This is a genomic window from Kaistella sp. CFF1-2 (genome assembly GCF_059509915.1).
This window is the reverse complement of the sequence record NZ_JCAKLF010000003.1, coordinates 295472-308783: the sequence shown is the minus strand read 5'-3', so window position 1 is coordinate 308783 and position 13312 is coordinate 295472. Positions and strand designations below refer to the sequence as shown.

Here is a 13312-nt window from a genome sequence, read left to right as displayed (position 1 = left end):
TCACCTGCTTATTACGATCTTCTTGCTTATCGAGTAACTCCATATTATTTACTTATAGCGATGATGAACGTGGCAAGTCCCATTAAAGCAGCTCCAATTTGTAAAAACAAGCCCCGATTGGGATTGGTCGTATTGGCAACAATCTGCTTATTCTTATCCGGTTCGATATACAAAATATCATTCTGTTGAAGGTAGTAATACGGGGAATTCACAATCGATGCTTCAGATAAATCCAAATTGGTTACGGCATCTTTCCCAGTTTCTTCAGAATAACGAATCAACTTAATATTGGTTCGATTTGCAGAATCATTTAAATCCCCAGCTAAAGCTAAGGCCTGAAAAATATTCAGCTTTTCAGAAGTGCTTGTTTTCTGTCCTGGTGAACCCACATCGCCTAAAACCGAAATACTGAAATTGGCCAGCTTCACCGTTACCGCAGGATCGGTGAGATACTGCTTCAAACGGCTTTCCAAATCATTCTTCAATTGGGTCTTTGTCATCCCCTTACAAAAAATGGATCCCAAGACAGGCATTTGAATATAGCCCTCTTCGTTGACTTGATACTCGTTAGTTGCACCCAGGTTTTGGGTGGATGTTGCGGCAATCTTACCGGTTTGAGTCATCGTCGTACGGTTAAATGGCTTCGAAGCGATATCATCAAACGAGGAAACCAAAATATCCAAAACATCCCCTTCTTGAATTTGCAAACCTTGAAAACGGGCTTGAGAAACCTCATTTTCAAAATTACTATTAGACAGATACACCATATTCCGCTTCGGCTGACAAGCGATGCAAAACAAGGCAACGAACATAATAACAAGGGAATTCCTTTTCATAAATCACAATTCGAGTTCGGGATTATCTAATCGGAGATAAATAATAATTAAAGCCTAAAGACAACATTCGATTATATGTATTGAAAATAGAGTAGTCAGGATAAATATGGCTAAAACCTCGATCGTATCGGAGTATACCTTCCAATCGTGGCGTTACTTTTAAGCCAACGCCAAACGAAGCACCATAACCAAATTTATTGATGCGCTTTTCCATATCCACAAACATATCGTAAACTGGAGGACCTTTTCTCTCTTCAGAAATCAAATACTCCACTCGAGGGCCAGCAAAAATAAAGACATCCCGCTTCATATTCCCTTTATGGAAAAAGTATTTTAAATAGACTTGGGCGGCAACATAATTGTTCAAAAACTTCTGATAACCTTCAGGTGGATTGGCATGTTCACCTTCCATCGCAAACTCAATCTGCGGCTGCAAATACAACCACGACGAGTCAAAAACATCGTTTTCAACAAGCGAAACATTGGCAAAAAAACCGAGATTACCGCCAAATTTCCCTTCAGAATAATCATGGATACCCACAATAGAGGTCTTATGAAAGCCGCCGATAAAACCGTATTTAAAGACCTGTGCCTTCATCATAACAGAAAAGGCTATGATGAAGACGATACGTAATGTCGTTTTCATGGTTATAAGTTAGTTAATGTAAATGTATTATTTTTTTTTGATACTTAAATCAAAAAAGACTAATTCGTAGAATTAACATCCAAAATCAAATCATACTCAAACCCTTTAGATAGGAGATGTCGGATGGTCTTGGTACGCTTCTGATAAATTGGCAATCCCTTTAAATTTTCATAGTAGGATTCGTAGAGTTTTTGCAGCGTCTTTTCATAATCATCCGCATCTATTTCTTCCATTCCTTTTGAAATGAGTTTGTCGCCAATTCCTTTTTGCTTGAGGTGAATTTTAATCTTAGTGCGCCCCCACTTCTTCAAATAAAACTTACCTCGGGCATAACTGCGAGCAAAACGTTCTTCATTGAGATAATTTTCTTGTATTAAATATAGGAGAATCTCTTCTTTGGCTTCGGGAATCAATAAAAACTCACGCATCTTTTGCTCCACCTCCCAATGGCACCGATCCTGATACACACAATAGTGTACCAGTTTTAGCTTGATTTCATCGAACGTATAGGATTTCTTTTCCTCGGCCATGCCCCAAAATTACTTCAAAAAAAGCAAGCTATAAAATATTTTGTACCTTTGTCATTCGAAATGAAAAAATTGAATTCCATACTAAGGCTGCCATTTTTCAGTACGTATTATTACCCGATAACTTCTCGGGAAATCTCCTATTGACCTAAATCGCATTTTGCGTTGACCATCATATACGATCCCGAAGCAGTACGTTTCGGGATTTTTTTTGTCTAAAATTCAAACCAACAACATGATAACAACTTTAAAACAAAACGTAGAAATCATTCTACCAGAAAACGGATTAGAAGAGAAACTTCAACTTGCCGAAACGGAAAAACGCCCTTTAATCATCAAGCTAGGATTCGACCCTACTGCACCAGATCTCCATTTGGGACACGCTGTTGTTTTGAAGAAACTTCGAGAGTTTCAAAATCTAGGGCATCAAATCGTCATTTTGGTGGGAAGCTTTACTGCCCGAATTGGAGACCCCACAGGGAAAAACAAAGCGCGAAAACCCTTGAGTGCAGACGATGTGCAACATAACGCGCAAACCTACATCAACCAACTTTCGAAGGTGATTGATGTGAATAAAGCAAAAATCGTCTTCAACTCGGATTGGCTAGATGCATTAAACTTTTCAGAGGTGATTCAATTGCTTTCCAAAGTGACCGTCGCCCAACTCATGCATCGAAATGATTTCAACAAACGATTCCAAGAAAACACACCAATTGCAATGCACGAACTGGTTTACCCGATCTTACAGGGCTACGATTCTACGCAAATCAACTGCGATATCGAAATGGGCGGAACGGATCAGTTGTTTAATTGCACCATGGGACGCCAATTGCAAGAAAGTATGGGAATGTCCCCACAAATTGTGATGTGCATGCCCCTACTTCGTGGTTTAGACGGTAAAGAAAAAATGAGCAAATCCTTGAATAACATCATTGGATTAACCGATGAACCTCAAGAGATGTTTGGGAAAACCATGTCAATTCCCGATGCACTCATCGAAGAGTATTTGGACTTGGCAACGGATTTCTCAGTAGCGGAATTGAGTGAATTAAAAAGCCGACTTTCGAATGGAGAGAACCCGATGAATATCAAAAAGGAAATCGCCAAGAACATCATCACTCAATACCACTCAGATCAAGAGGCGTTGGAGGCAGAAGCCTTTTTCACCAATCAGTTTCAAAATAAAAATCAAGAAGAAAAGGTTTTTGAACCTATTTCTATTGAGGAATTAGGCGAGTCAAATCCCATTTCGTTGGTCGATTTGGGCCATCATTTGAAAAAGGATGATTCAAAATCCGCCATTCGAAGAATTATTTTGGGTGGCGGTATGCAAGTAAATCACGAAAAAATAACGGATCCGAATTGCATGATTAATCTTGTTAAAGGAACAAAAATCAAAATCGGAAAACTCCATTTCTTTGAATTGGTATAAGTCTCAACAACCTTTCAAAAAACAAAAAACCATCCAATCTTGGATGGTTTTTTTATGCTATGTATTCTACACGAAATTAGTAGTTGAACAACGCTTTGCCTTCCATTAAAGCATTGACTTGCGTTTTTACAGATTCTAGATTGGCATCATTTTTCAAATCTGAAACCGCTGTATTGATTAATTCAGCAATCGTTTCCATATCATTTTCTTTCAATCCTCTAGTTGTAATCGCAGCAGTTCCCAAACGAATTCCCGACGTGATAAATGGTGACTTATCATCGTACGGAACCATATTCTTGTTACATGTAATATCTGCTTTCACCAACGCCTTCTCCGTTTCTTTACCGTTTACACCTTTATTTCTAAGATCAATTAACATCAAGTGATTATCCGTTCCACCACTAACGATATCAAAACCACGATCAATCATCGCTTTTGCTAACGCTTGTGCATTGGCTTTCACTTGTTTTGCATAAACCTCAAAAGACTGGTCCAATGCCTCACCAAAAGCCACCGCCTTTCCTGCGATTACATGCTCCAATGGCCCACCTTGAATACCTGGGAAAACTGCAGAATCCAAAACAGCACTCATCATTTTCGTTTCTCCTTTTGGTGTTTTATGACCGTAGGTATTTTCAAAATCCTTACCGACCATGATCATTCCCCCACGTGGACCTCTCAAGGTTTTGTGCGTTGTTGTCGTAACCACATGGCAATGCTCAAACGGATTGTTCAACAAACCTTTCGCAACCAAACCTGCTGGGTGCGCGATATCCGCCCAAAGCGTCGCTCCAATTTCGTCTGCCACCTCTCTGAACTTTGCATAATCTAAATCTCGAGAATATGCCGAGAAACCAGCAATAATCATTTTTGGTTTATTCTGTAGCGCTACTTCACGCATTTGATCATAATCAATAAGTCCAGAATCTCTTTGAACGCCGTAAGAAACAATATTGTACTGAATTCCAGAGAAATTAACGGCAGAACCGTGAGTTAAGTGACCTCCCATCGACAAGTCCATTCCCATCACTGTATCTCCAGGTTTCACACATGACAAATAAACGGCAGCATTCGCTTGAGAACCCGAATGCGGTTGCACATTCACATAATCAACACCAAAAAGTTGCTTCGCACGATCAATAGCTAGGTTTTCCACCTCATCTACGACTTCACAACCGCCGTAATATCTTCTTCCTGGATAGCCTTCGGCATATTTGTTCGTAAGAACACTGCCCATCGCCTTCATCACGTTTTCTGAAACAAAATTCTCGGAAGCAATAAGCTCCAAACCGTGTAATTGTCTTTGATTTTCTCTTTCAATTAGTTCAAAAATAGGATCTTGCATTGACTTTAAATTTTCGCTAATTTAAGCATTTAAAAGGAATTTTGCCTACCTTTGAAGCGTCAAAAAATTAGAATTATGAAAAACAAAAAGAAATATAAAAAAGCACTTCTGAAAACATTGAAAAATGTTGCCATTTCCGAATATGCGCTTCTTGAAAACATGACCACCATGATGATCTTGAAGGAAATGAAGAAAAACAACATCCATTTTAAAAAAGGGGATACGTTTTCTTTTGAAGACAATATTTTCGATTATAGCGAAGACAAAAACATTAGAAAAATTGCCGCTTTGAGAAAAAAGATGCTGAAAACCATCAACAAATTGGTAAACAAAAACGATTTTAAGGATAAGGAAATTAAGTTCTTAGCTTAATTTTTTTCACGCATATACAACAAGAGTCGGCATCTTCGATGCCGACTCTTGTTTATTTTTACGTTCAACTTAAGAGCCTGTTAACATTTTATTACTAAAATTTTTAAACAGGCTCTAGAACTTCGTTTTAACTTCTGCCATCGTAGGAATATGAATTTCTGTTCCCCACTTAGCATTAAGTTTTTCAATAAAATACGCTGACAATAAAGGAGACGCTTTCTCAACATTTTGATGGACAAAAAAGTCCAATTCTTGCATTCCTTGCTCTTTCCACTCGGTTAATCGCTCTAGCCAATCATCAAGTCGTTGATAATCACTTTCGGCGTTGGCACCAACGTAACGAATAAAAACTTTAGGGGTCGTCATGCGCATATGAAGCATATCGCGTCGTCCCGCCGTATCCACCAAAATATTCGTTATTCCATTCTTTTCAAAAAGAGCACAAACCGTATTAAAAACTTCTTCATCAGTAAACCAGTCGGTATTACGAAGTTCAATCCCTAAAGGAATCTCACGCGGCCAGTCTTGTACAAACTTCTCCAAACGATCATAATCTTTCGGTTTGAAGTTATCATGCAATTGTAGGAAAACCATTCCCAATTTCTCATCAAAATTAAGTACTGCCGTTGCGAATTGCGTCACCACATCAGTAATATTCAGTAAGCGTCTGAAATGGGAAACAGTATTGGTTATTTTCGGAAAAAACTTAAAGTTAGCCGGTGTTTTTTCTTTCCAAGTTTGAACTTGCTCCGCAGTTGGCATTCCGTAAAAAGTGGCATTCAGCTCAATGGAATTAAATTGCGTTGCATAATAGGTCAACTCATCTTTGGTTCCCTTGGGATAAAAGCCTTTCAAATCGGTCTTATTCCATTTTGCACAACCAATAGAAATGGATTGCAAACCTTTTTTATTGCTTTCAAAAAGTTCTGCTGTTTTTTTATGGTCTTTTGGAAGGGTAAAATCGATATTGGAAGGATCTTCAACTTGTCCGAATTTCATTGGTTACTTTTTTAAATTACGATTTAAAGGTATTAAAAAAACCGCAGAAAAATCTGCAGTTTTTATTTATATCTCTTGATTCTTGATTCTAACCTCTAAAATCTACTTTCTAACTTCTTCTTACGCTTCACATGCCGAGCATGAAACGAAGTTGACCATCAATTCTTTAGAAACCGATGAACTTCTTTGGTAATACAATGTTTTCACCCCTTTTTTCCAAGCTTCAATCATCACGTAATTAACGTCTTTCACTGGCATTGTTGAAGGAATCTGCAGGTTCAATGATTGTGCTTGATCAATATACTGTTGTCTTTGCGCCGCTTGAGAAACAATCTCCATTGGAGAGATTTCTTTAAACGTTTTGAACACCGCTTTTTCGTCTTCTGCAAGCTCTTCTAAATGCTGAACAGAACCATGATTCAACATAATCGTTCTCCAAGTTTCTTCGTTCTCAAGACCTTTTTCTTCTAAAAGTCTCTTCAGATATTTGTTCTTACGCATGAAGTTTCCTTTTGCTAATCCTGCTTTATAATAGTTGGACGCAAATGGCTCAATTCCTGGCGAAGTTTGACCTAAAATAGCCGAACTCGAAGTTGTTGGAGCAATCGCCATCAACGTTGTGTTACGCATTCCGTACCCTTTCAACATGTCTGGTTCCCCGTAGATATTGGCTAATTCACGAGAAGCGATTTCTGCTTGCTCTTTGATATGTCTAAATGCTTTTGCATTAAACTGCGTTGCTTGGAAACTTTCAAAAGGAATCATATTCTTCTGCAAATACGAATGGTATCCTAAAACTCCTAAACCTAAAGCTCTGTGACGTAATGCAAAGTTACGAGCTCCTTGCAGATAGTAATTACCTTCTGTTTTTTCAATAAACTCAGAAAGTACCGCATCCAAGAAGTAAATAGCTAATTGAACCGCATTGGTGTCTTTCCACTCATCAAATAACTCTAAGTTCATCGATGATAAACAACAAATGAACGATTCTTCCATGGTTGAAGGCAACATAATTTCAGAACACAAATTACTTGCGTTAATCGTTAAGCCTTTATCTTTATACACTTGAGGCTTATGACGGTTTACATTATCGGTAAAGAAAATGTACGGAAGACCTTTCTGTTGACGGCTTTCTAGAACACGCGCCCATATTTTACGCTTCTCCATATCACCATCCACCATATCTTGCATCCAATAATCAGGAACGCAAATTCCCGTAAACAAGTTCTGAATCGGACTTCCAATATCTTTAATCGATAGAAATTCTTCAATATCACCATGGTCAATATCCAAATACGCTGCAAAAGCTCCTCGACGAACACCGCCTTGCGAAACGACGTCCATTGCCGTATCAAACAATTTCATGAACGAAACGGCACCAGAAGATTTTCCGTTATCGGTAACGGCAGTTCCACGGTTTCGTAATTCCCCAAAATAACCGGAAGTACCACCACCAATTTTGGTTTGCATGATCACTTCACCCATTTTATGGGTAATTCCTTCGATGCTATCTGGAATATGCACGTTGAAACACGAAATAGGAAGACCTCTTTGCGTACCCATATTCGCCCAAACGGGAGACGAAAAAGAAATCCATCCTTTCACGATCATTTCCTTAAATGCGGGTTGCAATTCTGGCTTGTAAAGTCTTTTTGCCGCAGCCGAAGTAATTCGATCAATAGCCCCTTCCACAGTTTCCCCTTTTAAAAGGTAACCTCGGTTAAGCATTTGCTCTGATTCTTCATTCAGCCACCAGATATCTGTATTTTGTTCTTCCATGATTTTTATTTTTTTGAACAAGGTATTTCGATAAAATACACCTTGTGTTTTGATACTACTTAATTCAGCTTGCTAGCGATTCTTAAACTTGAGTTCGCTAATGTTGTGCTTTTTGACGCTCGCTTCGCTCGCGCCATAAAATCTTGATTCTAGAGTCTTTTTTAGAACAAATCGTTCGCGGTAATACTCTTGTCGTGCTTGGTATAATCTACCGGTCTTTTTGCAAAGAAATCATCCAATGAATTCGCGAAAACTTCTTCTTCAAACCAAACCATGGGTCTGTATTGTTCTGGCGTTACGTTGTAACGAGTTGCCATGTTGATTTTCTTCAAAGAATCATCAACTCTATATTTCATGAAATTCAATAAATCTTCTTTGGAGAAGTTATCAATTTCACCCAATTCGAAAATCCAATCTAGGATTTCACCTTCCAAATCAATAGACTGATCTACCAATGTATAAATATCTTCGATATCGCTGTCTGTTAATAAATCAGGTTGTTCTTCACGAATTTTGTTGATTAAATAAATCCCTGCATTTGCGTGAATTTGCTCATCAACGGACGTCCATGCAATGATGTTAGACACATTTTTCATGAAACCTTTGAAACGCGTAAACGACAAAATAATCGCAAACTGAGAGAATAAGGATACGTTCTCAATCAAGATTGAAAACAACAGCAAAGACGAAACGTACTCTTTAGGCGTTGTTGAATTGGCATGCTTCAACACATTGGTTAAGAAATCAATTCTCTTTTTAATGGCTGGAATCTCAATAACTTGATTAAACTCTTCGTTGTATCCTAAAACTTCTAGCAAACGAGAATAGGCTTCCGAATGACGGAATTCGCACTCTGCAAATGTTGCTCCAAGACCGTTAAGTTCTGGTTTTGGCAAGTGGGTATATAAGTTCCCCCAAAAGGTTTTTACAGAAACTTCAATCTGAGCAATCGCTAAAAGAGCGTTTTTAACCGCATTTTTTTCGTGCGGCTCCAATTGTGAATGGAAATCTTGAACATCAGCTGTAAAATCAACTTCCGAATGCACCCAAAAGGATTTGTTAATCGCTTCTACAAATTGTAAAACTTCTGGATACTCAAACGGTTTGTAACTCACTCTCTTATCAAAAATTCCCATAATTGTGTCTCTTTTTTAGAATTAATACCTTTTTTAACTTGTTTTTAGAATCCAGTTCAAACAATTGATTTTCAATAAAATAAAATTGACGATCAAATCAAAAATAAAATCATCATTTGCTTTTGAACTGAAAAACAAAAATAGAGAATGCCTTTAAGATTTGAAAGGCTGAAAATGTAAAAGTCTGACTTATGGAGGCAAAAGTTTTCCACATTGACACAGAAGTCGCTAAGAGTGTCGGTTTGGGATGATTTCTACCGATATCATCATCAACGTAGAGAATTCATATTAAACACATCGAATATTATAATTGAAAATCAATTAATTAAACCTAAACAAGCGGAAAATTATCAAGCAAAAAAAAGCGCCTCACTTCCGAAGAAGATTTGGCGCCACTAATAACCATGTGAATTTTAAATTTTATTCTAAGGTTTTAAGAACGACCATTGCGTTCCGTTAAAAATCGCTAATAGTTTATCATGTGTATCATACACAAGCATACCCGCCGCTGGATTTACAATATTGAGATGAGGCGAACTTACTTTGGGCAAAATCATGGCTTTGTCTGTATCGCAGAAAATACCTTTACCAACGAAAAAATACACCTCCTAATTATTTTCTAATAGTTTGAAGTCAACCTGTTTAGCATTAGATTTTGGTATGTGTTCGGGATTCAAAGTCATCAACTTGTGGCGGTGGAATGTCTTGTGTAAATACACATAAAAAACCCAGTATGCTACTGAGCAAGATAGAAATCGTTTTATGGTTAGTTAGTTTTTTCGATAATAGGCTTTTACACTTTTTATCATTCATTAAGTTAAACATTATTTTGATTTAGTAATTATTTGTACTCATATTTTTCATATTTGTTTTATTTCTAAATAAAATATGTAACAAACCAAAAAAAAAATCTACCTATTTGTTAGAATTGAAAAAACGACGTCCATGTTATTCATAAAGGATCTGAACAAATCATACGACACGGGGAAAAGCCAACTTCATGTTCTTAAAGGAATCGATCTCAACATCGACGAAGGCGAGTTCGTATCCATTATGGGTTCTTCAGGTTCAGGGAAATCTACCCTGCTTAACATTATAGGAATTTTGGACGAAAAGGATTCCGGAACGTATGAACTGGATGGAATTCCTATTGAACACCTCAACGAAGTAAAAGCAGCAGAATATCGTAGCAAATTCTTGGGATTCGTATTTCAATCATTTAACCTTATTGGCTATAAGACTGCTTTGGAAAATGTTGCGCTACCACTCTACTATCAGAATATCAATAGAAAAGAGCGTAACCTAAGAGCGATGGAATATCTTGAAAAAGTAGGTTTAGGACCTTGGGCAAATCACCTTCCTAACGAATTATCGGGTGGACAAAAACAAAGAGTAGCTATTGCTCGTGCGTTGATTACCAATCCGAAAGTGATTTTAGCGGATGAGCCAACAGGAGCGTTAGATTCAAAAACGACGCATGATATCATGAAGTTGTTGCAAGAGATTAATAACGAAGGAAAAACAATTATTGTCGTAACGCACGAACCCGATGTGGCAGCCCAAACCAAAAGAAACGTTGTCCTAAAAGATGGAATCATCGAAAGTGATGAATTTATCAAACAGCATGTTTTAGGCGACTATGATAAAAACTAATTCAACAAAGAATAAACACGTAAACACACCCCATCATGTTTGATATAGACCGTTGGCAAGAAATATTCAGTTCGATACGCTCCAATGTTTTGCGTACCGTACTTTCTGGCTTCACCGTAGCTTTGGGGTTGTTTATTTTTATTGTGCTTTTTGGTTTTGGAAATGGATTAAAAAATGCCTTCACACAAGGTTTCACAAGAGATGCTCAAAATTTAATTCAAATTTCTACAGGAAATACCAGCATCGCGTACGGTGGATTGCAATCGGGACGTGAGGTTTCTTTGAATAACGAAGATTATGATGCGATTATCAACGACGACAAGAAAAAAGTAGAATATTCAACACCTAGATATTCATCGAGTTGGATGGTAAAATACGGCCGTGAGAGTGGAAATTACCAAATAAACGGTGCCAATACCGAAGAAAAATACATTGAAAACAGAAAAATACTCGAAGGAAGATACCTTTCCCCAATTGATATCGAACAAAAACGAAATGTTGCGGTGATTGGACGAATGGTTCAACGAGATTTAATTAAAGATGGAAGTCCAGTAGGTAAAGAATTAGACATCAACGGTACCATTTTTAAAGTGGTTGGTGTATTCTCGGATGATGGTGGCGACTGGGACGAAAGACATATTTCGGTTCCGATAAGTACGCTTCAACAAATGAAAAAAGGATCCGACTCCCTTTCCACCATTTATATAGCGTACAATCCTGAAATGACACCAGATCAAGCCATGAAATACGGTGACGACATTAAGGATAAGCTGAAGGCTCGAAAAAAAGTTTCTCCCGATGATGAAGATGGCGTTTGGGTTTGGAACAATGCCCGAAACCAAGGCGAAAGCGTTGCTTTTCTAGCGGTAATTGCAGCGATCGTTGGTTTTATTGGGATGGGAACTCTTTTGGCAGGAATCATTGGTATTTCGAATATCATGGTGTATATCGTGAAGGAGCGAACGCAAGAAATTGGTGTACGAAAAGCAATTGGCGCCAAACCGCGTAGTATTATCGCACTGATTATGCAGGAAAGTATTGTCATCACTGTAGTTTCTGGACTTATCGGTGTGGCGTTAGGAATTTTAACCCTAAAACTCATCGGAAATAATTTGGAAGAATATTTCATTATGGATCCAAGTGTGGGATGGGGATTAATCTTGGTAGCCTTCTTATGTTTGATTTTTTCAGGATTATTAGCTGGATTTGTACCTGCCTATCGTGCCGCGAAAATTAAACCTATAGAAGCCTTGAGAGCCGAATAATATCAAATTCAAGTTTTTAGAAATATTAAAATGAACATTCTATTTAAACAAGATACTTGGCAGGAGATTTATTACTCATTACGGAATAATAAGCTGCGTACCTTCCTCACCATGATTGGTGTGGGTTGGGGAATGTTCTTATACGTAGCTCTTCTTGGAGCAGCAAAAGGAATGGAAAATGGTTTTGATAAACTTTTTTCGGGATTTGCAACCAACTCCATTTTCCTTTGGGCACAAAATACCAGCATTCCATTTGATGGGTTCCCGAAAGGTCGAGCAATGGAAATTCGCTTACCCGATATTGATTATCTGCAAAAGAAAGTTCCCGAAATCGATTACATTTCTCCACAAAACTCCCGCGGAAGCTTCGGAACTCCTGGAGAATCGATGAACCGAAATAACAAAACGGCCGTTTATACTTTGAATGGCGATTACCCAATTGGAAATAAAATTTCAGAGAAAAGACTTTTATTTGGTCGATATCTCAACGATGCCGATGTATCGGGAAATAAAAACGTGGTTGTCATTGGAGAAGAGGTTTATAAAAACTTTTTCGATGCCAAGAAAAACGAAAACCCGATCGGAAAATCCATTAATATTAAAGGAATTTTCTTCAACGTAATCGGTGTTTTCTCAGTAAAGGCGGGTGGCGGATTGAATAACGACCGTTCCGTGTATATTCCACTTTCCACGTTTACAAAAATGTTTAACGATGGCGATCGTGTCGGATATTTTGCCATTGTATCGAAACCAGACGCTGATGTTGCTTTGGTAGAAGACGATGTAAAAACAGCTTTAAAACAAAAATACCACGCTTCACCCGATGATACCAATGCGTATGGAAGTTTCAACCTTGGAAAAGAGTTTAAAAAACTCACTGGATTCTTAGATGGAATGCAACTTCTCACCATCGTGGTTGGAGCACTAACCATAATTGCGGGAGTTATTGCGATTTCAAACATCTTATTAATTACGGTAAAAGAACGTACCAAAGAAATTGGAATTCGACGTGCTTTAGGCGCTAAACCTTCCGAAGTACGGAACCAAATCCTTCTAGAAAGTGTCGTAATCACGCTTTCTTCGGGCTTACTTGGTTTTATGTTTGGAATGATATTGCTCATGGGCCTCAATGCAGCTTTCGCCAATCAAGACGAATTTCCGTTCTACAACCCAACCGTAAATTACGGAAACGTTTTTGGCGCCATGGCCATCATGGTATTTTTAGGATTGGTGATTGGGATGATTCCAGCGCAACGTGCGGTACGTATTCGTCCAATTGAAGCACTTAGAACAGATTAACAAAGAATTAAATAAACTAGATC

At 38.0% G+C, this 13312-nt stretch carries 13 protein-coding genes; 5 read left to right on the top strand and 8 right to left on the bottom strand.

From position 1 onward, the window contains the following. Nucleotides 1-44: 44 nt before the first annotated feature. From AC5XHR_RS10700 to AC5XHR_RS10690, 3 genes are all read right to left on the bottom strand, one after another. Complete coding sequence (locus AC5XHR_RS10700; protein ID WP_495950783.1) at nt 45-836, bottom strand: polysaccharide biosynthesis/export family protein; 792 nt, start codon at nt 834-836, stop codon at nt 45-47. A gap of 22 nt (nt 837-858) precedes the next feature. Beyond that, nucleotides 859-1437: an outer membrane beta-barrel protein gene (locus tag AC5XHR_RS10695; protein ID WP_495950782.1), complete on the bottom strand. Its 579-nt coding sequence runs from the start codon at nt 1435-1437 to the stop codon at nt 859-861. Between the two features lie 104 nt (nt 1438-1541). Beyond that, nucleotides 1542-2012, bottom strand: a complete 471-nt coding sequence (locus AC5XHR_RS10690) for a regulatory protein RecX (protein ID WP_495950781.1) — start codon at nt 2010-2012, stop codon at nt 1542-1544. Nucleotides 2013-2244: 232 nt separating this feature from the next. Between AC5XHR_RS10690 and tyrS the strand changes: the two genes are divergently transcribed. Then, complete coding sequence (gene tyrS, locus AC5XHR_RS10685; protein ID WP_495950780.1) at nt 2245-3441, top strand: tyrosine--tRNA ligase; 1197 nt, start codon at nt 2245-2247, stop codon at nt 3439-3441. Nucleotides 3442-3517: 76 nt separating this feature from the next. Here tyrS and glyA read toward each other — a convergent pair whose 3' ends face one another. Beyond that, the gene (gene glyA / locus AC5XHR_RS10680; protein ID WP_495950779.1) at nt 3518-4786 is read right to left on the bottom strand and encodes a serine hydroxymethyltransferase; all 1269 of its coding nucleotides are present in this window, start codon (nt 4784-4786) and stop codon (nt 3518-3520) included. A gap of 75 nt (nt 4787-4861) precedes the next feature. Between glyA and AC5XHR_RS10675 the strand changes: the two genes are divergently transcribed. After that, nucleotides 4862-5158: a hypothetical protein gene (locus AC5XHR_RS10675; RefSeq protein WP_495950778.1), complete on the top strand. Its 297-nt coding sequence runs from the start codon at nt 4862-4864 to the stop codon at nt 5156-5158. A gap of 114 nt (nt 5159-5272) precedes the next feature. Here AC5XHR_RS10675 and AC5XHR_RS10670 read toward each other — a convergent pair whose 3' ends face one another. The 4 genes from AC5XHR_RS10670 to AC5XHR_RS10655 form a co-directional block, all read right to left on the bottom strand. After that, a complete protein-coding gene (locus AC5XHR_RS10670; protein WP_495950777.1) occupies nt 5273-6157 on the bottom strand; it encodes a DUF72 domain-containing protein in 885 nt (294 codons plus the stop codon). 120 nt (nt 6158-6277) lie between these two features. Further along, nucleotides 6278-7936, bottom strand: coding sequence for a ribonucleoside-diphosphate reductase subunit alpha (locus AC5XHR_RS10665; protein WP_495950776.1), 1659 nt, complete (start codon nt 7934-7936; stop codon nt 6278-6280). A gap of 161 nt (nt 7937-8097) precedes the next feature. Beyond that, entirely contained in the window at nt 8098-9072 is a 975-nt protein-coding gene (locus tag AC5XHR_RS10660) for a ribonucleotide-diphosphate reductase subunit beta (protein ID WP_495950775.1), read from the bottom strand. 425 nt (nt 9073-9497) lie between these two features. Beyond that, nucleotides 9498-9677, bottom strand: a complete 180-nt coding sequence (locus tag AC5XHR_RS10655; protein ID WP_495950774.1) for a phage tail-like protein — start codon at nt 9675-9677, stop codon at nt 9498-9500. 340 nt (nt 9678-10017) lie between these two features. Here AC5XHR_RS10655 and AC5XHR_RS10650 point away from each other — a divergent pair, with 340 nt between their 5' ends. The 3 genes from AC5XHR_RS10650 to AC5XHR_RS10640 are packed head-to-tail and all read left to right on the top strand — an operon-like array spanning nt 10018 to nt 13289. Beyond that, on the top strand, nt 10018-10725 hold the full coding sequence (locus AC5XHR_RS10650; RefSeq protein ID WP_495950773.1) for an ABC transporter ATP-binding protein: 708 nt from the start codon (nt 10018-10020) through the stop codon (nt 10723-10725). Nucleotides 10726-10760: 35 nt separating this feature from the next. After that, on the top strand, nt 10761-11990 hold the full coding sequence (locus AC5XHR_RS10645; RefSeq protein WP_495950772.1) for an ABC transporter permease: 1230 nt from the start codon (nt 10761-10763) through the stop codon (nt 11988-11990). A gap of 30 nt (nt 11991-12020) precedes the next feature. Further along, nucleotides 12021-13289, top strand: coding sequence for an ABC transporter permease (locus AC5XHR_RS10640; RefSeq protein WP_495950771.1), 1269 nt, complete (start codon nt 12021-12023; stop codon nt 13287-13289). Nucleotides 13290-13312: the final 23 nt, after the last annotated feature.